The following is a 19,261-nucleotide window of genomic DNA, read 5'->3' on the forward strand; positions in this document are numbered from 1 at the left end:
ACCAGCAGATTGCCCGGGCCATAGCGGGCGCTCGCGTCGGCCGCGATGTGCGACGCGACCGCGGGCAGCCTCGCCGATGCGGGCCGGTTCCGAAAGGTTCGTCGGCAAGCAAGGCATCGAGCCGAAGGCGGTGACGATTGCCGGTCCGGCAAACCGGCATCGGTAGACTGCCGGCAGTGTTTGATCTCGACTAGGCGAGCAACGATGTCATTTCAGCGAATAGAGGTAGGCAGCGACGTCCCGCGCCTCCTGATCGGAAATTCTGGTCGAAGGCATTGCCGTATGCGGATTGATCTCCCTTGCCGCACGGATCCAGCGGATCAGGTTCTCCGGCCTATTGCGCAAGACGCCGCCGACATAGACCCGGGTGGCCAGGCTTGCGTCGAGGCGTGGACCGACTAACCCTTGCGCGCCGGGAACGCCGGTGATGGTGTGGCAACCGGCGCAGCCATTGGCCATCATGATCGGAATGGCGCGGGCGCCGACGCCGCCGGTCGCATTGTCGGCCTTCTGCTCGACCCGACGGCTTTGCTCGAAGTACAACAAAATCCCGGCCAGGGCTGCAACGAGCACGACAATAACCGCAGCGCCGATTACGGCTTTAGACAGCGTGAAGCGCATGCGACGCCTCCCGGTCCTTTCGGCTGCTCGAGCGGATCCACAGGCCGGCCAGCAGCAACGCCGCGCCGCCATAGATCAGGCCGGCCGGAACCCACATGACCAGACCGGCGAGTTGCTGGTCCTCGAGCGGGCTAAGATTCCATAGGTCTGCGCCTGCGCCATTTTCCGGATACCACAGCCTTGGCGAGACCAGGAGCAGCACTCCGAGCAGGCCAGTGTGCAGCGACGTGAAGAAGAGGTGCATGACTGCGCTGCCACAGGCTTGTTCGCGGCCTGAACGCGGCAGCAGGACCCACCAGAACAGCAGGCCGGAACCGAAGAAGCTGGCATGTTGCGCGTAATGCAGGACACCCTGTGCAAGCGCCGCCTCGAACAGCGCCGGAATATGCCATGCCCATATGGCGACGCCGTGCAGGACGGTGGCCGTTACAGGGCGGCTGATGGTGGCCCAAACCGCCTGCAGCATCTTCGCGTGCCCGGCTGCGCCAAATGCCAGCCGCAGCTTGATCGGCAATGCCCACATCATCGCCGCCGCCGGCCGGGAGGCGACCAGCAGGGGTGCCGCCACCGCCATCAACAGTTCGTGCTCGATCATGTGGGCGGTGAAGACCCGCTCACCCAATGCATGGAGCGGACTGACCAGTGCTGCCGCCAAAATGGCCCAGCCGGTCGCAAACAGCAGGGCTTGCCGCAACCGCAACGGGCGGCTGCGGGCACTCCGCCGCCACAGCCGAAAGGCGCCTGCCGCGTAAAGCAGTGCGACCATGGTTAGCGGCAGCGTGATCGGCAACGCCAGCGTCCAGCCGGCCTGCGCGGCGCCGGCACCGTAGCAGATCGTGGTAGAGAAGAGCGCGTCGAAGCTCATCGCAGGCAGCCGTCAAGAATGAGCGAGGCGGCGCCTTGCATGACAATTACCAGCGCAAACAGCACCGCGCTGAGAATGCCGATATTGGCGACGAAATCCTCGGTGCCGCGCGTACGATCCGGTTTAAAGGCGGCGCCACCTTGCTGGCGCGCCCGCCACGAAAGCACGCCGCCGAGCAGGGCCAGCACTGTCAGCACCAGCGCAATGACCAGTATGAGGGGAACGCCGTGGGCGCACTGCCACTCCACGAACGCATAGTTCAGCTGCGTCGACACCGCCCAGGCCAAAGGCCCGGACAACAGCCCGCCCCATGATGTGCCCAAGCGAAGCGCACGCATCTCAGTCAAGCCTCGGCATCCAGTAGATCAACAGATAGATCGGGATCCAAGTCGCGACCACGAAATCCCAGTAGAAGACGTTGTCGCCAACGTCCCCGAAACGCCGGCCGTTATAGCCATGGCGCGTGAACATCAGGACCGTCAGCACCAGCGTGTCGCCGACGTCGGTAATCAGATGCGTTGTGTGGAGGCCGAGCAGGACCCACAGCATTGAGCCGTACGCATTGGTATCCCAATAGATGTTGAGGGCCGGAAATTCGAACCACCGCACGACAAGCGGTGCGATACCGAGCAGCGACATGACGATCAGGCCGATGCGCACGGGCACCATGGCACAGGCTTCGGCATAGCGGTTCAGTATGTGGTTGGGTACCACGCTGGCGAGCAGCAACAGCGTGACGATGGTGCCTGGCCAATGGTTGGGCGGCGGCACGCCCAGCGGCCATTCGGGCGACAGATAGGCAAGGTAAAGATAGGCGCCTGCGGCGAGCGCGAACCCAGTGCCCTCCAGCGCCATGAAGGCGAGAGTGCCCCACCAGGTCGGGCTGCGTGGTCCGAGCCCGAAGGTCGGGAGTTGGGAAAGATCGGCGGTAGGGCGCTGTTTCATTCCTCATCCTCCGGGTCGCCTTTCGGCCAGAACCAGCCGATCAGAGTGATGGCGATCGGCCCGGCTCCCCAGACCACCGCCCACGGGCTGAAGATCGAATAGAGAAAGGTGGCGCCGACGGCGAGCGCGGCGAACAATGGCCAGATCGACGGTGTCGCCGACTTCTCGCGCACATCTGGATGCGCCTCTGCCACGGTCGATATGACAAGTTCGCGCGCGTCGACGCGAAGCCCGGTCGCGACAGGCAGCGTGTCACGTTCGGCCCAGAGCGGCTCGGCGTGGGTAACCACCGGGATCCGAGCGAAATTATAGCTCGGCGGTGGAGAGCTCGTCGCCCATTCCAGCGTGCCAGCATTCCAGGGATTGTCCCCCGCCGGGGCGCCCCTCGAGGCGCTGTACACCAGGTTTATAGTGAACAGAACGAAGCTTAGGAACAGGATGACCGCGCCGGCTGTGATGAACAGGTTGATGTTGCCCCAGCCGAGTTCCACCGGATAGGTGTAGACCCGCCGCGGCATGCCCCACAGGCCGACAATGTGCATCGGAAAGAACGCCGCATTGAAGCCTAGGAAGGCAAGCCAGAAGTGCCAGCGTCCGAGACGTTCGCTCATCATCCGGCCGGTGATCTTGGGGAACCAGAAATAGGTCGCGCCGAGCAGCGGGAACACCGACCCGCCGATCAGCACGTAATGGAAATGCGCGACCACGAAATAGGTGTCGTGCACTTGCAGGTCCAATGGCACCGACGCCAGCATCACCCCAGTCAGGCCGCCCGCGACGAACGTGAAGAAGAAGCCGAACACAAACAGCAGCGGCGTCCGGATTATCGGGCGTCCGTCCCACAATGTCGCCAGCCAGCAGAAGATCTGCAGCCCGTTCGGGATGGCGATCAGCATGCTTGAGGCGGTGAAGAAGCTCGCGCCGAGCTTGGGCAGACCGGTTGCGAACATGTGGTGAACCCACAGGCCGAACGACAGAAAGCCGACCGCGATCAAGGCCAGTACCATGCCCAGATAGCCGAATACCGGACGCCGGGCGAAAGCGGCGATGATCGAGGACACCACGCCGGTAGCCGGCAGGAATATGATGTAGACTTCGGGGTGGCCGAAGAACCAGAACAGGTGCTGGAACAGCAAAACGTCGCCGCCCTCGGCGGGATTGAAGATATGGGTGCCGACCAGCCGGTCGAGGATCAGGAACGTCGACGTGATCATGACCGCCGGCATGGCGAACACGATTACGAAAGAGGTGACCAGCATCGCCCAGACGTAGAGCGGAATCTTATCGAGCGACATGCCCGGCGCACGCTGCTTCAGCACGGTTACGATGGTGGCGACCGCGACCGCCAGCGATGACACTTCGGTGTAAGTGATCATCTGCGCCCACACGTCGGAACGCTTGCCTGGCCCAAATTCAGGACCGGACAGCGGCACGTAGGAGAACCAGCCGACGTCGGGCGCCATGTCGAGTGCAAACGACACCCAAGCGAAGAGGCCACCGGAGAGATAAATCCAGAAGCTGAATGCATTGAGGCGCGGAAAGGCGATATTGCGGGTGCCGACCATCAGTGGCACGAGGTAGATGCCGGTCGCCTGAACGATCGGCACTGCAAACAGGAACATCATGGTCACGCCATGCATGGTGAACAGCTGGTTGTAGCGGTCGGGCCCGATCAGCCCACGCTCCGGCCCCGACAGTTGGATGCGCATGGCAACGGCGCTGAGGCCACCGAGGCACAGGAAGACGAAAGCGGTGATCAGGTAGCGCCGCGCGACAATTTTGTGGTCGACGCTCGAGAGCGCACCGATGATGCCTGGCGCCGTCTGCCATGTCCGCGCCAACCAGCCGTCAAGGCTGGCGTCGTCGAGGCCGGTATCACGAGGACCGTCGCGCTCGGGAGCTAGGTCACCCTTTTGTGCTGCGGCGCGTTGCTGGGCGAGGTCACGCCCATGGGCCAGGTCGGCGCTACTCATTTCAAGCCCTCGAGATAGGCTACGATTGCATTCAGCTCGTCCCCGTTCAGTCCCACCACGGGCATGTGGGCACCTGGCTTGATCCCTTGCGGATCGGCTATCCAGGCTGCGAGATTGCCCCGGCTCATCGCCAGCGTTCCGGCAGCGAGCGTCCGCCGGCTTGCGATATGTGTAAGGTCGGGAGCGACCGTACCGCCGGCGATGGTGCCGCCGATCTTGTGGCACATCACGCATGGCCGTTTGAGGAACAGGTCGTGGCCGGTTTTGGCCTCGGCCGACACGGGGGCGGCCGCCGGCCGCAGCTGATCGTTCAGCCAGGCGTCGAATACAGGCCGAGGTTCGGCGATGATGAAGGTGCTCATATTGGCATGCTGCGCGCCACAGAACTCGGCGCACTGGCCGCGATAGACGCCGGGTCTGTCCGCCTTCAGATCGAGAACGTTCTCGTGGCCTGGAATGAGGTCCAGCTTGCCCGAGAGGTTCGGGACCCAGAAGGAATGGATGACGTCGGTCGAGGTCACTACAAGCCGCACCGGCTCGCCCGCCGGGATGTGGATTTCATTGGCGGTCGTCAGGATGCGGTTCGGCTGATCATTTTCGTAGCGCACCTCCCACCACCATTGATGTCCGGTCACCCGGATCGTCAGCGCCGCATCCGAGCCGATAGCAGCGAGCGTCCGGTTGGCGAAGTAGCTCAGCAGGGTCAGGCCTACCAGGATCAGGGCGGTAGCGGCGAGTGCGGCGACGACAATTCGCATCTTGCTGCGCTCGGCGGCAGCGTCGAGTACAAGTGGATCGCCGAGCGGCGCCGCGCGCCGGGCCAATGGCATGATCAGCACAGCCAGCACTAGAAGCCAGACCACCGTGCACAGCGCGGTGAAGAACCAGATCAGCCACGCAAGCTCACCCGCGGCCGAGCCTTTTGGGTCGAGCGCCGATTGCCAGCCGCTGCATCCTGCAAGGAGCAGCATGAAGGCTGCGCCGCAGCACACCCTGCAAACAAGGCGGTTCACGGCGACTTCCCCAGAGTCGCGGCATCCGGCAGGCGATTTTCGGATGGATGGGGCATCATGTCGTCGTCGCGGCTCGGCGCAGCGGATTTCGGCGCGTTGCCGCTCAACGCGCGGACGAAGGCGGCAAGCTCCCAGATCTGGTCGTCCGGGATCTTGTCGCGGAAGCTCGGCATGCCGTTTGGCCGACCGTCCCTGATCGTGGCGTGGATGCTTTCGATCGAGCTGCCATAGAGCCACTTCTTGTCCATAAGGGCCGGGCCCATGCCGCCACCGCCATTGGCATGGCAACCGGAACAGTTGAACCAGTTGAACAGACGCTTGCCCTCGCTGAGGTGGAAGGCGTTGGCCTCGAACACGCCGGCCTTGGTATCGGACGAGGCCGGCCGTTGGCCGCCCGGCTCGAGGGCCGTCACGGCTGCCGGTTGGTCGCCCGAGCCGAGCGCCGACTGTGGACGCGTGTCGCGTTCCTCACGCTGGCACCCGGAAACCGCGAGGATCGCGAACACCAGCAAGGGAAGACCGCGCTTCATTTCAAGGCGCTCCGACAGGATCGAGGCGGGGCACCTGGTAGGCCGCCAGGATCGCGTCGATCTCGTCGCGGTGTCTGGTCAGGGCGGCGTTCACCTCGTTGCGCAGCGTATCGTCGCCACGGCGCACGCCCATCGAGATGTCGTAGATCATCGGCAGTTGCGGGCCGTCCACGCGCGGCGAAACCGGCGTGATCCGCAGCGCCACCTTCTGCTTGGATGCGAAGTAGCCGGCCAACGGTCCCCAGACGACGGCCATGTCGATGTCGCCATTCGCGACCGCCTCAATAATGCGCGCTGGCGGGTTCGGCGCCGAATAGTCGCCATAGACGGGGAAACCGATGAGATGGCCGACGATGCCGCGGCGGCCAAGCGCCTGGACGGGCGGCGAGTTGGCGCCGTCGTCGCCGATCAGTTGGACGCCGATGTGCAGATCGCGCAGGCGAGGATCGTTGAAGGACGTGATTTCTGGCACATCCTTGCGTGTCACGAACACATAGGAAGACCGGTAGTAGGGCGCGGTCGTGCGCAGCATCTCGAGATTGACGGGCGTGCCGGGCACCAGATCGCACAAGCCGGCTTTCAGCGTGTTGCGGACGAAGCCGCGCCGCTGTGCCCACCACGTGTAGGACACCGTCGCACCAAGCTCCCCGGCGACGAGTTCGGCAATCTTGTTTTCAAAGCCTTCCCTGGCGGCATTGGAGAACGGCATGTTGTTGGGATCGGCGCAGATCCTCAGCTCGCGCGCATCGGCAAGGGTGGCGACAAGCGAGAGCGCCAGTGCGCCAACCGCGACGGCTAACCGCCGCGAACGCGTTCTCCGTGGCCGCGCAACTCGGCCGATCGTCTCAAGGCAGCCGGAACACATACAGCGTACCTCCCGGCGTGGTTACATCCTTCAGATCTTTCATGACGTTGACGAAGCCGAGCGCGGCGGTGGCGTCGCGCGGATCGAGATCGCCGGATACGATCGCGCCGGCCCAGCCGCCGACACCCGAAAGGATCGCAACATATTGGTGCCCGTCCGGGCCGCGATAGGTGATCGGCTGGCCGATGATGCCGGACGACGTTTTGAACTGCCACAGCAGTTCGCCGGTCCTGGCGCTGACCGCCTTGAACCAGCCTTCCATGGTGCCATAGAACACGACGTTGCCGGCGGTGGCGACGGCGCCGCTCCACACCGGAAAGTTCTCCTTCAGGCTCCACGCCGGCTTGGCGGCGGCGACATCCCAGGCGGTGAAAGCACCGCGATTGCCGCCCGGCCCGGGGATCATGCGCACGTTCATGCCGACGTAGGGCGTGCCGGCGATGTAATTCACCTCGACGCCCTCTTCGTCCATGCAGAGATTGTTGTGCGGGATGTAGAGCAGACCGGTCTTGGGCGAGAATGCCGAAGGCTGCCAGTCCTTGAGGCCGGACGCGGTCGGGCAGATGTCGCGCACGACCTTGCCGGTGCCGGTTTTTTTGTCCGGATTTACAATCAGCCGGCCGGTCTTGAGGTCGACGCCCTTGCTGGAATTGACCGGCCCGAACGGCACTGCCGACAGGACCTCGCCCGTGGTGCGATCCAACAGATAGACGTAGCCGTTGCGTTCCGGCCGCACCAGCACCTTGCGGGGCTTGCCCTGCCAGGTCATGTCGAGCAGCACCTGTTCGTTGATGCCGTCGTAGTCGTGCAGATCGTGCGGGGTCCATTGATAGAACCATTTGGCTGCGCCGCTGTCGGGATCGCGGGCAAAGATGCCGGCGGTCCATTTATTGTCGCCAGGCCGCAGATCCGGATTCCACGGACCGGGATTTCCGGTGCCATGGAAGATCAGGTTGAGGTCCGGGTCATAGGAGATCCAGCCCCACACATTGCCGCCGCCGATCTTCCAGGCGTCGGGCGGCCACGACGTCACGCCGAGATCCTTGCCCTTGTCCATGTCGTAATGCGGGTTGAAATCCGGGCCGATCAGCACCTCGGTGTCCGGGCCGGTGTTGTAGGCCGTCCAGACGACGTGGCCGTCGCCGGCGTCGAGCGCCTTGATCCAGCCGCGTACGCCCATTTCGCCGCCGGAATTGCCGACCAGCACCTTCCCCTTTACCACCAGCGGCGCCATCGTGATGGTCTCGCCGACATTGATGTTGCCGATATGGGTGTTCCAGACCGGTTTGCCGGTGGCCGCATCCACGGCGATGGTGTGGCCGTCGAGCGTGTTGAAATAGATGCGCCCGTTGAAGAAGGCCGCACCGCGGTTCACCACGTCGCAACAGGCAACGCCCTGGGCGGCAGGCTCCGGATTGGGCTCGAACTTCCACTTCATCGGCGCGCCGGGCTTGGTAAGGTCAAGCGCATAGAGGATGTTGGGAAACGGCGTCACTATGTACATCGTGTTGCCGACCACCAGGGGCGCAGCCTCCTGGCCCTTGTTGACGCCGGTCGAGAAGGTGAAGGCCACCTGCAGGGTCTTGACGTTGTCTTCGGTGATTTCCGCGAGATCGCTGTAGCGGGTCGAGGCGTAGTTCTTTGCCGGCATCGCCCACTGGCCGTCGTCGGGCGGAGCGGCTGCGGCCGGCGGATTTATCGCAGGGCTTGACGTTGACTGAGCAACCGCCGCGGTAATCAGCGCGAAGCCCGCCAGCAGCGTCCATCCCAGCATCGCAGCCATAGACCTTTTTCCCCCGTTGGCTGACACACTGGTTTGCACGGCCACCTGTCGCACTTTCTTCATTTGTGTATTGACCCGCCCACGCCGGCGCCGAGCTCCGCCGCCACGTCCGCCTCACTTCCGGCACACAATGGATGCCCCCAGCCGGAGGCGCTCTTGCCGCCGGGATCGAGGTCGTAAATGATGGCGTCCTTGCGGTCTGGGTTGATGCCGGCCGGCACCTTGTCCAGCCCCAGCGCGGCGCGCACGCGCCAGGCGACATTGTGGTCGGCACAAGAGGAATCGCCGCTTATGCCAAGCGCCCCGACGATCCCCTTGGCGTCGTAAAGAGCCAGGCCGCCGCCAAATGCGACGACACCGCCGATGGGCTTTCCCAGCAACGGATCGCTGGAGCTTCCAAATGTCGAAGGATCGCCGGCATAGGCTACCGCTGGATTGACCGGATTGGTGGCCTGCAGGCCGTATAGAGGACCGCCGGGCTGCACCGGCGCATAGAGGTTCGCGGTGGACAACGCCATCTGGGCGAGGCTGAGCCCGTTGGCGGTATTGGCTTTTTCGGCGGCGATCAGCCGGCTGCCGGGCCACTGGGCGTCGGCGGTAGGCCCGCTGAACGCGACGGCGCAGACCGTTCCGTCGCGAGCCACGACTGCGGCCCATTCATGAGTATCGAAGCCGCCATTGCCCGGGCCGCCGCTTGCTTTGACGTTGGCCTTGAGAGCGGCCAACAATTTGTCGTGGTCGGCCGGGCAAGGTGCTTGAGCCCAAGCTTTTTGCTGGACGGCGCAGATCGTAAGCAGGAACAGACATAATGCTACTGAGACAATCCGATTGCGATCCATCAGCTGCGCCGTGTTTGTTGAACACTCCCAACGCGTGACAGGCGCAGAAGTGCCAAATGGAATGAAATAAATATCGGATGGGGTGAGCTAAACTCGGCGGCGGGCGCTCGGGAGGCATTCAATCCGAAATCGGAGTTATTCTCCCGGTGGTCCGGGCTCGGCTGGAACGGAGCGGTATCTATTGCAGTTGTGTCGAATGCTGTCTGCAGTCGAGCAACTGGCCCAATCGGTGAAAGAGCGACGAGCGATCCTGTTCGTTGGAGCCGGGGTGTCGATGAGCGTCGGCTTGCCGTCTTGGCAAAAGCTCATCGAGCACATGCAAAACGAGCTCGGCCTTCACGAGGACATGATAGGCGCACCAGAGGCCAGCTATCAGGCCATTGCAGAATATTACCGGCTGAAGCAGGGGAGCCTCAGCCATTTGCGCAGTTGGATGGATCGCGAATGGAGCGTCTCGCGGGAAGAAGTGCAGCGATCGGCAATCCACAAGCTGATCGTATCGCTCGATTTTCCGATCATCTACACCACCAATTATGATCGCAACCTCGAGGTGGCCTTCGAGATCCATAGCCGCCCCTTTGTCAAAGTCGCCAATGCGAAGGACTTGCCAAAGGCCACCGGCGAGGTGACGCAGATCATCAAGTTCCACGGCGATTTCGACGACGATAAATCGTTGGTCCTGGCGGAGACCGACTATTTTGAACGGCTGTCGTTCGATTCGCCGCTCGATGTGAAATTTCGAGCCGACGCGCTAGGGCGCACCATCCTGTTCATCGGCTACAGCATGTCCGACATGAACATCCGTCTGCTGCTGCATCGGCTTTGGCAGACCTGGCGCAGGTCCGGTTACGAGAAGAACCGTCCGAAATCCTTCATCTTCATGTCGCAGCCGAGCATCGTCCAGGAGGCTGTTCTCGGCCGCTGGGGCATCGATATGCTGACCGAAGAGGCCGACGATCCTGAAGACGCGCTCCTCGCATTCCTGAACGAACTCAAGGACAGGGTCGGCCGGCCGGACGGCGCGTGAGAAAACCTGCGGAAACGAATTGGTCAGGCAGTGGGAACCGGCTGATCCGATGTGAGTTCGGGAGGACTAACATAGCCGGGACCGAGCCTTGGTGGGCGCACGCAAACACAAGCGAAGAATGTATGCCAAACACGACCTGTCGGCCGAGTTGGCCTATGAGATCGATTTTTTTGCCCGCAAGTGCGGCCTGACGAGGGACGAAGCGCTCAAGATGATGCGAGATGCCGGCCAGTTGAAGGACGGCGCAAAGGCATCTTGCGAAACCGGGGCGAAGTAGCGACGTGGATCCCGCTTCGTGGACGGCTTTTGTCGGAACGGTCATCCTGATGCAGATGCCGCCGGGGCCCGACAGTCTGCTGGTGATTGCGCGCGGCATCGGGCAGGGCCGTGATGTTGCCCTGTTCACCGTCCTGGGAATGACCCTCGGCGCCGGTATGGTCCAGCTGCCGCTGCTTGCCCTCGGCATATCGTCGCTGCTCCAGGCATCGCCGTTTGCCTTTGCCATGCTTCGATGGATGGGCGCAGCCTATCTGGTTTGGCTTGGATCGCGTCTGGTGCTGCTGCCGTCGGCCGGCGTCGCCGTCGAGGAGCCCCGCAGTGTCGGGGCGCTTGTGGCCGCACGCGAAGGAATGATCGCCAATCTGATAAATCCCTGGCCGATAACCTTCATGCTAGCTTTCCTTCCACAGTTCGTCGATCCCTCCCGCGGATCGGTCACGCTGCAATTGCTGCTGCTCGGTGGCACCCAGAAAATGACCGGTGTGTTGGTGCTGGGCACATATGCACTCGCATCCGGCACGCTCGGGACCTGGGTCATGAAACGCCCGAAGGTAAGGCTCTGGCAGCAGCGCGTGGCAGGCTGCTTCGTCGTCTGTCTCGGTATCCGCATGGCAGTCGGTGGCGCGCACCGCTGAGGATCAAGCGATGCACCGGCCACCGCCGATGGAACATCCGCCGACAATTTTCGTTGACCTGCTCCACAAGGCGAGAGGTCGAACATGTCGAAGTTCCAAGCCGCTACCCCGGAGCGTTTGCAGCAGCTCAGGCTTGAGGCGACGGCGCACTTTGCGCCACTCATACTGCGCGAGGCGCTGGTGCGTCTCTGCCGGGCCTGCGGAAACGATAATCTCGACCGGTTCGAGAAGACGATGGTCGACCAAATCGAGGCATCGCGTGACGAAAAAGCCGATTTCGACACGATGAAGGAATTTGCCATCGAACAGCTCTACGGCTGGATTCGAGAGGTAAAGTCTTCACCGGACATGAAGCAGCCACTGGAGAACGTAGATACCCGAAGGACCCCCGGCCGGTCTGAAGAGCCGCAAACGCTGGAAGACCAGTTGCAGGCGGGTCTGGAGGATTCTTTCCCGGCAAGCGACCCACCGGCTGTTGTGTCCACCGCGATTCCCGGCGGATCGAAGAAGCTGGTCGGAACCGACGAGGTCCTCAGGCAGCAGCGCGAGAAAAAGGCCGAGAACGCCAATCATTCGCGATAAACCAAGCTTTGGACGGAACTGCGGGAAAACAGCGTGCCGGTTCACCCGCTGTCCGACATGAAGGCTGTCAGGCCACGCGCGTCATGCGGCTCGCCTTCGACAAGAATGTTCGCCTCCCAAGCGGCGTCGACAAATGCTTGCCGCGCTTTGCCGGCCGTAATTTCACCGGTCCGGGCGCGATTCAATACATCAGCGGCCGCCAGCGCCAGCGGAGCATTGCGCGCCGGCCATTTCTCGCTTTTCAGGCAATGTACTGCTTCGAAAACGGAACTGACCAATCGCGATCGCCCAGGCTTGCCGAAATAGATGCAAACAGGGGTATCGAACTCTGTTCTCAGCACCGTATTCCTCCCGGTTCAAGCAAGGTGGCCGCTTCAAGCAAGGTGGCCGCTTCAAGCAAGGTGGCCGCTTCAAGCAAGCTGGGCGTCTTCAGGGTCTACACGGCCGTCCGATGGGCGTTTCGGCCAGACGTCGTGGGCCTTCGCAGCTGTTGTGGGGCGTGCTGGTATTTCGGCTGCGATATCGTAGGCCAGAATGCCCGCCTTGCGGGCGAACGTATCGAACGCCGCGCGCACCGTCTCGACGTCGACCTCGTCAGCCAGCCCGGCGCGACAGGCGTCGAACGCCGCCTTGTGCGCCGGACCGCGGCTCGGCCATTCGTTTAAGACGTCATAGGCCTGCCAGATATTCTCGACATGGCGAGGGAAACCAAGGCCGACGAGAATTGGAACGGGGCGGCCAAACGATTTTTTTGTCATCTGTGTCTCCGCGAAAGAGCCTGTCGCATCAACGTCCGGGGCGGACACGAGGCTCATGCTCTTTAACGCGGGATTGCTGCACGGGTTGCAGCAGGTTTGTTCGATCGTGCGCAGCCGGTCACTTGTTGGTCCGCATCTTTTGCCGGGGATTGATACCGCCTTGCGGCGTGGTGTCGTTCTCGACACCGCCTTCGAACGTATTGTTGCCCTGATCGAGCCGGTCGCCCTCCTTGATCGTGCCCCTGGAACTGCCGATGCCGGGATCGTTGGCAAGATCGCTATCGGCCGGCGTTTTGCCTTTGGCGTGCTTGTTTCCTGTCATGGACTCCTCCTGTTTCTTGAGGTGGCGGGCCGCCCTTGAGGTCGCAGCCAAGGCACGCTGCGAGATCGCATTTCGACGCGCCAAATGTCGGCGCGCGAATTTGTCGGACGACCTTGATTTTGAACTCCGCGATCCCGATGGTTGTTCCGTCAAAAATATCGCCGTCGGCCGGGATTGCTCAGCCAAGTCCTCTCCGGTTTCTGGAGCCGGGTGCTTTCGCCAACCGGAACGATCTTTCGCCCAATGCATTTAACTGGTCTGCGCTCACGAACTCATTCTGGACGGGAGCTGGACCATTGCCACCTGCAGCCTACGCCTTGGCGACTCGCGAAACCGAAGAAGTTTCCATCGTCGACCTCATACCCGCTTTGAGGGCTTTCGCCCGCACCTTCTGCCGCACCCCCGATGATGCCGACGACCTGGTCCAGGAGACGCTGACCAAGGGCTTGGCCAACATTGACAAATTCGAAGCTGGAACGCGCATGAAGTCATGGCTCTTTACGATCATGCGCAACACCTACTACACGCGTGTCAGGGCCGCGGTGAGGGAAGCGCCCGGCCTGCTCGACTGCGCATCGCTGCGGCCGATCTCGGAAGCGACGCAGGAATGGTCCGTGCAGGGCAAGGAGGTCCACCAGGCCATCCAGAGCCTTCCTGAGCACCAGCGCGAGGTTCTGATGTTGATAGGCGTTCTGGGCGTCAGCTATGAGGAAACGGCCGAAATATGCGGTTGCGCGGTGGGAACCGTGAAGAGCCGGCTCAACAGGGCACGCGCCGGCGTGCTGGAATACCTTGGCGAAAGTTCCTCGCAAACCCTGATGGAAAGGCGCAGCTATCTGTCCGAAGGACAACTGGACTTCGAAGCCGAGAGGCGCCGCTAATACACGTCACGTTAGTTGCTGGTCTCGCGCAAGTGCCTTTCGACAAGCGCATGCTGCAACTCGATCGCAAGTTTGGTCAGCCGGTCAGGAACCCTTTCCTGCTCGATGGCCGCAAGCAAGGAAGCGATTTCCCGGTCTATCGTCAGATCGGCACGCGTGCTGACGGAATCTTCCCTTGAGCGAGACATCGCGCTCTCTTGGCAAATGTTGGTCCCTTCACCTCACTCTGGTGGCAACAGTGCGAGTTTGCAAGAATTTGCAGGGCGTCCATGCGACCGGCTTCGGTCCTTGCACAGCTTCGTCAGCGGTTGGGTTCTCGCGGTGTTTCAATTGCTCGCCGGCTGCAAGCCATATGCCGCCGCAACGATCAGTCTTCAGGCCGCCGATCCGCTGAATGATCCTGGTACTGCTCGGACTTGACCCGATTGCCGTCGAGCCCACGCTCCTTGGTGTGCTGCTTCTTGTCTCTGTTGGACAGAACGGCGTTCTCTCCGATCTTGTCCTTGGGAAGATCCGTCATCGCGCCAGCGCCAGCGCCTTTGCCGTGACTGCCGCGACCGATGTGCTTCTTGCTTCCGGACGCCATCTTGTCCTCCTTCATACCGTCGAATAGCGGCTTTTCCCGTTCGGCATCCGAACCAGCGTTGGGCCGCAATGTTCCGCCGGAAATCGTAAGCAGGAAGGCATCGCCGTCCCAGTGCCGGAACGGCTTTTCGCCGTCGACGAGGACTTGCATGCCATTTGCGTTGGCGAAGTTATGGACATCGGCGCGATCCAGCGCCGGCGAGCCGCGATATGAATAATTCAAAAGCGCGGCCATCCCCGGCCTCTTCAGCACGCGCGCGATTTCCACGAAATGTCGCTCCGCAAGGCCGGCCAGCACCAGATAGGGAAAGCTGTCGACGGCCAGCACGCGGTCGAAGCTTGCATCGCAAAAATCGGCAAGATCGAAACCGCGCGTAGGGCGGAATTCTACGTTGCCGAGCCCGGCGCATCGCCGGCGGGCGATCGAGATCATCGCTGGGGATATATCGCTGCCAACGATTCGGTGCGACAGAGCGGAGAGCGCCTGTTCGAACCGACCGATACCACAGCCGATATCCAGTATGTCGCGGCCGGTGCCGGTAAAGCCTCGCCTCTCCAGCCATGCAACGATCTCAGCCGTAGCGGCAGAGAGGTTTTCCTCATTGCCCAGCGATGACAGCTGGACGCTCGCCGCCGGGGAGATCGCCGCCGCCGCGTCAAACCCAGCCGCCAGCCGCTTGACGATCGCATCGTCGGTCTCGTCCTCGCCACGCTCGTGCCGAACGGCGCCACCTGTTTTGCGCAGCGTGGCGAAGATCTCGGGCCTGCGCCGAAGCAGGTCGGCAATCCGTTGCAGTTTTGCCGTGTTTCGCGGGTCAGCCGAGTGCGTGTTTTGCGCAATCTTCGCCAATTCTGCAGCATCGATTCCTGTCTCGAAACGGAGAGCCAGCCTGGCGATGACGGCTTCGACGCCGGCACCGTCTGCCATGCAATCCTCCAGCACCCGCCTTGCTGATATCGACCGCCGAGATTCTGGCTGGGTCGCGCTCATCGCCCTTTGCTCCGCGTCCAGATCTTGCGCATCGTCCACCGGTCGACGGCGCCCCAGCTGTACTTGTAGGCCTCTTGTCCGCGCAGAAAATCGAACTCTTCCGCGCCTTCGCAGATCGCCTGCCTTATCGCTTGGCCGATGAGCAGCGCGCCGGGACTTTCATCGGCATAGGCCGGATCGAAGCCACCGAGATAAGCGCAAGCGCGGCCACGATGATGGAACCCGTAATAGGCGCCCACGATCGCGTTACCGATCGTGACAAGCCAGCATCGGGCAAGCACCTGTGCGACCAGCTGCGGCAGCGCCTGACGGTGGAATGCTTCCACGCGGGAATCGGACAGAACGCCGTCGCCGTGTCCGGCCCAGCGCGCGCGGTGAAGGCGGATCAGGTGGTCGAGGAATATCTGCGGATCGGACAAAGCGGGTTCGATGGAGACACTGCCGCGTCTCGACGCGGCCCTGTGGGCGCGCCGCAATTGGCGCCTCCGCCGTGCCGGAACGCAGCCTTGAAGCGTCTGGTCGCCAGCGAGGGCGAGCACCGGGCAAGCGGCGTGACCGACGGGTTGGCACGATTCGAGCGCGGCATGCCTGATGGCAAGGCCGGCGCCGCCGGGAGGCAGATCCTGCAAGATCCACTGTGACCAGCCGACGGAAAGAACGGCGCCACCGATGACTGCGCCGACCGGTTCGGCCATCTCGGGAAGACAAAGGACATCCAGATAGTCGCTCAACGAAATGCCGAGCGGAAGCAATCGCGCGCCGGCGTCGTGGCGTTCCAGATAGAGTGGCGCCAGGCCGACCAGATCGTCGCCACGCCAGACGGCGACCGTCGCTAGCTCGCCGGGAGCAAATGTCCGCCACCATGGCAGCAACCATGCGGGAGACTGGAACGGCGTCGCCGAGGGACTGCGCGACCAAAGTTCCCACCAGTGCGGCTCGAGGGCTTCGAGGTCCGCCGGATCGTCGATGATCTCACTGCGGAGCATGTCCTGCTCACCTCGCCGTCGCGAGCTGCCCGCTGTCTGTGCCGAGCCGTGCCAGCGCCCGATAGGCGTCCATGTAGGAGGAAACCATGCGGTCGAGTGAAAAGCGCCGCCGCGCCTCGGCTCGGCAGGTCTCGGGGTCCAGGCTGGGTGCGGCAGCGATGGCTTCGGCCATCTCGTCGACATCCCCGACCAGATACCCGGTCTTGCCGTGCTCGACCACATCCGGCAGTGCGCCATTCGGGAAGGCCACCACGGGGGTGCCGCAGGCGAGCGCCTCCATTGCGACGAGCGAACTGGTCTCCGCGGCAAGGCTCGGGATGACTAGGCAGCGGGCTGTATTCAGCAGGCGCCGCTTGGCGACAAAGCCGAGCGGACCAAGGAAGCGGCGCCGGTCGTCCAGCCGGGGTTCGACCTCGTCGCGAAAATACGCTGTGTGCGTTTCATAGGGGTAGACCTTGCCACCGATGACCAGCGGCACGCTGGCCTTCTTGGCTGCGTCGAGCGCCAGATGGATGCCCTTTTCCGGGCAGACGCGGCTGAGCACGAGCGCAAAGTCGTGTTTGGCCTGCGGCTCGCTCAGCGCGTCGACGTCCACTCCGTTGGGAATCGGCCCAATCAGCCTGGCTCCCGGCGGCGCGGTTCTTTGCTGAGCCGCCGATACCGCATGCAGCCACAGATCCTCCCGCGCCGGATTGAGAGCGTCGGCCGGATACCAGTCGAGCGGCAAATGCAGGGTCACCAATGTCGGCCCGTCGCCCGGCAGATAGGCATCGAAATCGATACCGTGCAAATGGACCACCTCGATTGGCCAGCGAGCGCGCGCGGTGGCAATTGCGGCGCAATGAGCACGCTGCGCCCGGCGCTTGGCCGCTTCATCGAGCACGCCCGGTTCGGCCGGCGTCTCGATGAGGACACCCGCAGCGCTCGAGCCCTGGCAGCCGATCACGATCGAGCGGTGTCCGGCCTGTACGAGCGCCTGGTCGAGCATCGACAGCACCTGCTCGGCACCACCGACCGCATCCGGCCCGACCGGGGCGAGGGGATAGGCGACGTTGAGGATGGTGAGCGTCATGGCTGGAGGGCCGAAGCTCCTCACGCTGCGGAGGCGCGCAGCCTGCAGACCGAAGGGGCAGCGATGCTGCCGGCATATCGGCGCGTCATTGCCGCGCAGAAGTCGGCGAATTCCTCCGGCACCAGCGGCGGACTGCTGTGGTGCGGCATCATTCCGCGGTGTTCCGGCGTGAAGCAGAAAGTAACCGTCACGTCGAAGTCGGCCAAAGCCTCCATCTGCCGGTCGAACCAGTCAAGTGCGTTCGGCCTGAAGCTGTCGGCCCAGGAAAGCCCGGTACGCAGATTGGTGACGCCGAGGCGTTTCATCCAGGCAACGGCGTCGTCCAGCCGGTGATCTTCGAAATGGAACCACTGCACCAGTCCCATTGCCGGCGTGTGGTGAAGGAACTCCTCGAGCGCGGGCTTTGGCGTGCCGTCCTGGCGGAGCAGGCCCATGTAGAAATGGCGGTAGTAAGACGAGCCTTCCGCCTCGCGATGGCGTGTCGTCGCTTCCCACTCGCGCGGCAGGTCGTAGAGGCTGTACCATTGGATGCGCGGCGCGTTGCCGATCAGCAATTCCGCGGTCCGGCGCAGGCCCCAGACCTGTACCTCCTCGGCGCCGAAGGTCGATACGCCGACCTCGCTGACCCATACCGGAAGATCGGTGACAGCCGAAATCTCGCCGATCTTCTGCGGCCATTCGTGGATCTGCCAGAGGTTCCAGTCGAGCGGAAAGCCGTGCACGGCGACTGCGTCGACATGATCGAGCACGCCGAATTCCTTCATCCGTGTCATGAAGCCGGCATCGATCGGCGAGATGCCGCCAAGGACTTTGGTCAAGGCCGGATTCTCCAACGCGATCGCGTCGGCGGCCAGGATTGCCGTAGCGGCGAAGCGGCTCCAGTCGGGGTCGAGCTCGGGATCCCAGTGGGATTTGTTGTTGGGCTCGTTCCAGATCATCGCGGCTTCAATCATTTGTCGGTCCTTTCGACGGGTAGACGGCGCCGCCGCCGGCCGGCACGTCGCCGGTGCGGCAGAAATAGACCTCCTGCTCCGGTTGCAGCACGATCTCGAAGCCGGCGCTGCGCAGCATGGCTTCGGTGCAGGCGCGATTGGGAATCCACCAGTTGGTCGGGTCGTCGGCGTAACGATGCTCGATGAAATGTAGCTTTGGGAACTCCGGCCGGTCGAACAGGTCGTGGGTCCAGAAATGATAATTCTGCTCGAGCGCCGGCACGTTGGTGCTGCCGCGCTGCATCGACTGGAAGATCATCAGGTCCCGGGCGACGTGCTCCCGGATCAGATCGAGTGCGAGCAAGGGATGGCGCAAATGGTAGAGCACGCCCATGAACAGCACGATGTCGAACCGCTCATGCAGGGCGCCAACGTCGTAGACCGAGAGCTGCCGGAATTCGATGTCGCAGTCTGCTACCTCGGCGGCAAAGCGCGCCTGCGCCAGGTAAGCCTCATCGAAATCGATGCCAAGCACGCGGCCGGCGCCGCGGCGTTTCATCTCGATCGAATAGAAACCCGCATTGCAGCCTATGTCGAGCACCGCCTTGCCGGAAAGATCGGCGGGAATGGCGTCGGCGAATTTGCGCCATTTGATCAGCGGATAGTTGCCAAGGAAATGGTCGGGAGCGGTTTCGATGCCGGCCAGTTCCATATTGTGGAACCATGGGCCGAGCGCATCGATACGGCGGCGGATTTCGGCATCGGAATGCAGCATGG

The 19,261-nt window shown here is 62.9% G+C and carries 24 protein-coding genes and 1 pseudogene; 6 read left to right on the forward strand and 19 right to left on the reverse strand.

Annotation, left to right across the window (positions count from 1 at the left end):
* Positions 1-207: 207 nt before the first annotated feature.
* Genes NKJ15_RS06180 through NKJ15_RS06225 form a run of 10 tightly spaced genes read right to left on the reverse strand, consistent with a single transcriptional unit; the run spans position 208 to position 9,320 of the window.
* On the reverse strand, positions 208-621 hold the full coding sequence (locus tag NKJ15_RS06180; RefSeq protein ID WP_352472855.1) for a c-type cytochrome: 414 nt from the start codon (positions 619-621) through the stop codon (positions 208-210).
* Positions 602-1,486, reverse strand: a complete 885-nt coding sequence (locus tag NKJ15_RS06185; protein WP_352472856.1) for a cytochrome c oxidase assembly protein — start codon at positions 1,484-1,486, stop codon at positions 602-604. Before NKJ15_RS06185 ends, NKJ15_RS06180 begins: the two co-directional genes overlap by 20 nt.
* Positions 1,483-1,824: a hypothetical protein gene (locus tag NKJ15_RS06190; RefSeq protein WP_352472927.1), complete on the reverse strand. Its 342-nt coding sequence runs from the start codon at positions 1,822-1,824 to the stop codon at positions 1,483-1,485. The genes NKJ15_RS06185 and NKJ15_RS06190 overlap by 4 nt, the downstream gene beginning before the upstream one ends.
* 1 nt (position 1,825) lies before the next feature.
* Positions 1,826-2,431, reverse strand: a complete 606-nt coding sequence (locus tag NKJ15_RS06195; protein ID WP_352472857.1) for a cytochrome c oxidase subunit 3 — start codon at positions 2,429-2,431, stop codon at positions 1,826-1,828.
* Positions 2,428-4,404 carry a cytochrome c oxidase subunit I gene (gene ctaD, locus NKJ15_RS06200; protein WP_352472858.1) on the reverse strand — a complete coding sequence of 659 codons (1,977 nt, stop codon included), beginning with the start codon at positions 4,402-4,404 and terminating at the stop codon, positions 2,428-2,430. Before ctaD ends, NKJ15_RS06195 begins: the two co-directional genes overlap by 4 nt.
* On the reverse strand, positions 4,401-5,375 hold the full coding sequence (gene coxB / locus NKJ15_RS06205) for a cytochrome c oxidase subunit II (protein ID WP_352814610.1): 975 nt from the start codon (positions 5,373-5,375) through the stop codon (positions 4,401-4,403). Before coxB ends, ctaD begins: the two co-directional genes overlap by 4 nt.
* Before the next feature lie 38 nt (positions 5,376-5,413).
* Positions 5,414-5,947, reverse strand: a complete 534-nt coding sequence (locus NKJ15_RS06210) for a c-type cytochrome (protein ID WP_352472860.1) — start codon at positions 5,945-5,947, stop codon at positions 5,414-5,416.
* 1 nt (position 5,948) lies between these two features.
* A complete protein-coding gene (locus tag NKJ15_RS06215; RefSeq protein ID WP_352472861.1) occupies positions 5,949-6,812 on the reverse strand; it encodes a substrate-binding domain-containing protein in 864 nt (287 codons plus the stop codon).
* On the reverse strand, positions 6,793-8,595 hold the full coding sequence (locus tag NKJ15_RS06220; RefSeq protein WP_352814612.1) for a methanol/ethanol family PQQ-dependent dehydrogenase: 1,803 nt from the start codon (positions 8,593-8,595) through the stop codon (positions 6,793-6,795). Before NKJ15_RS06220 ends, NKJ15_RS06215 begins: the two co-directional genes overlap by 20 nt.
* A gap of 59 nt (positions 8,596-8,654) precedes the next feature.
* On the reverse strand, positions 8,655-9,320 hold the full coding sequence (locus NKJ15_RS06225; RefSeq protein WP_352472863.1) for a GlcG/HbpS family heme-binding protein: 666 nt from the start codon (positions 9,318-9,320) through the stop codon (positions 8,655-8,657).
* Between the two features lie 310 nt (positions 9,321-9,630).
* On the opposite strand from NKJ15_RS06225, the gene NKJ15_RS06230 reads away from it, so the two are divergent.
* From NKJ15_RS06230 to NKJ15_RS06245, 4 genes are all read left to right on the forward strand, one after another.
* Positions 9,631-10,461 (forward strand): SIR2 family NAD-dependent protein deacylase, encoded by an 831-nt coding sequence (locus NKJ15_RS06230; protein ID WP_352472864.1) that lies wholly within the window; start codon positions 9,631-9,633, stop codon positions 10,459-10,461.
* 118 nt (positions 10,462-10,579) lie between these two features.
* Positions 10,580-10,738, forward strand: coding sequence for a hypothetical protein (locus tag NKJ15_RS06235; protein WP_352472865.1), 159 nt, complete (start codon positions 10,580-10,582; stop codon positions 10,736-10,738).
* Between the two features lie 4 nt (positions 10,739-10,742).
* Entirely contained in the window at positions 10,743-11,375 is a 633-nt protein-coding gene (locus tag NKJ15_RS06240; RefSeq protein ID WP_352472866.1) for a LysE family translocator, read from the forward strand.
* Between the two features lie 84 nt (positions 11,376-11,459).
* A complete protein-coding gene (locus NKJ15_RS06245) occupies positions 11,460-11,957 on the forward strand; it encodes a hypothetical protein (protein ID WP_352472867.1) in 498 nt (165 codons plus the stop codon).
* 41 nt (positions 11,958-11,998) lie between these two features.
* Here NKJ15_RS06245 and NKJ15_RS06250 read toward each other — a convergent pair whose 3' ends face one another.
* The 3 genes from NKJ15_RS06250 to NKJ15_RS06260 all read right to left on the reverse strand — a co-directional run bounded on the left by NKJ15_RS06250 (position 11,999) and on the right by NKJ15_RS06260 (position 13,037).
* Positions 11,999-12,298, reverse strand: coding sequence for a DUF982 domain-containing protein (locus tag NKJ15_RS06250; protein ID WP_352472868.1), 300 nt, complete (start codon positions 12,296-12,298; stop codon positions 11,999-12,001).
* 69 nt (positions 12,299-12,367) lie between these two features.
* The gene (locus tag NKJ15_RS06255) at positions 12,368-12,772 is read right to left on the reverse strand and encodes a DUF982 domain-containing protein (protein ID WP_352472869.1); all 405 of its coding nucleotides are present in this window, start codon (positions 12,770-12,772) and stop codon (positions 12,368-12,370) included.
* Between the two features lie 61 nt (positions 12,773-12,833).
* The gene (locus NKJ15_RS06260; RefSeq protein ID WP_352814615.1) at positions 12,834-13,037 is read right to left on the reverse strand and encodes a hypothetical protein; all 204 of its coding nucleotides are present in this window, start codon (positions 13,035-13,037) and stop codon (positions 12,834-12,836) included.
* 317 nt (positions 13,038-13,354) lie between these two features.
* Here NKJ15_RS06260 and NKJ15_RS06265 point away from each other — a divergent pair, with 317 nt between their 5' ends.
* Entirely contained in the window at positions 13,355-13,918 is a 564-nt protein-coding gene (locus tag NKJ15_RS06265; RefSeq protein ID WP_352488584.1) for a sigma-70 family RNA polymerase sigma factor, read from the forward strand.
* 50 nt (positions 13,919-13,968) lie between these two features.
* The gene (locus tag NKJ15_RS06270) at positions 13,969-14,097 is read left to right on the forward strand and encodes a hypothetical protein (RefSeq protein ID WP_352451525.1); all 129 of its coding nucleotides are present in this window, start codon (positions 13,969-13,971) and stop codon (positions 14,095-14,097) included.
* 188 nt (positions 14,098-14,285) lie between these two features.
* Here the strand turns inward: NKJ15_RS06270 and NKJ15_RS06275 are convergent, their stop codons facing one another.
* From NKJ15_RS06275 to NKJ15_RS06300, 6 genes and pseudogenes are all read right to left on the reverse strand, one after another.
* On the reverse strand, positions 14,286-14,504 hold the full coding sequence (locus NKJ15_RS06275) for a hypothetical protein (protein ID WP_023676213.1): 219 nt from the start codon (positions 14,502-14,504) through the stop codon (positions 14,286-14,288).
* A 225-nt stretch (positions 14,505-14,729) separates the two neighbouring features.
* Positions 14,730-15,494 (reverse strand): annotated as a pseudogene (locus NKJ15_RS06280) (class I SAM-dependent methyltransferase); the annotation flags it as partial.
* A complete protein-coding gene (locus NKJ15_RS06285; RefSeq protein ID WP_352472870.1) occupies positions 15,491-16,480 on the reverse strand; it encodes a GNAT family N-acetyltransferase in 990 nt (329 codons plus the stop codon). The pseudogene NKJ15_RS06280 and the gene NKJ15_RS06285, both read right to left, overlap by 4 nt.
* 7 nt (positions 16,481-16,487) lie before the next feature.
* The gene (locus tag NKJ15_RS06290; protein WP_352472871.1) at positions 16,488-17,552 is read right to left on the reverse strand and encodes a glycosyltransferase family 4 protein; all 1,065 of its coding nucleotides are present in this window, start codon (positions 17,550-17,552) and stop codon (positions 16,488-16,490) included.
* A 20-nt stretch (positions 17,553-17,572) separates the two neighbouring features.
* Complete coding sequence (locus NKJ15_RS06295; protein ID WP_352542039.1) at positions 17,573-18,505, reverse strand: glycoside hydrolase 5 family protein; 933 nt, start codon at positions 18,503-18,505, stop codon at positions 17,573-17,575.
* The gene (locus NKJ15_RS06300) at positions 18,498-19,259 is read right to left on the reverse strand and encodes a TIGR04290 family methyltransferase (RefSeq protein ID WP_352472873.1); all 762 of its coding nucleotides are present in this window, start codon (positions 19,257-19,259) and stop codon (positions 18,498-18,500) included. Before NKJ15_RS06300 ends, NKJ15_RS06295 begins: the two co-directional genes overlap by 8 nt.
* Between the last annotated feature and the right edge of the window lie 2 nt (positions 19,260-19,261).

This window comes from Mesorhizobium sp. M0207, assembly GCF_040321995.1.
GTDB lineage: Bacteria > Pseudomonadota > Alphaproteobacteria > Rhizobiales > Rhizobiaceae > Mesorhizobium.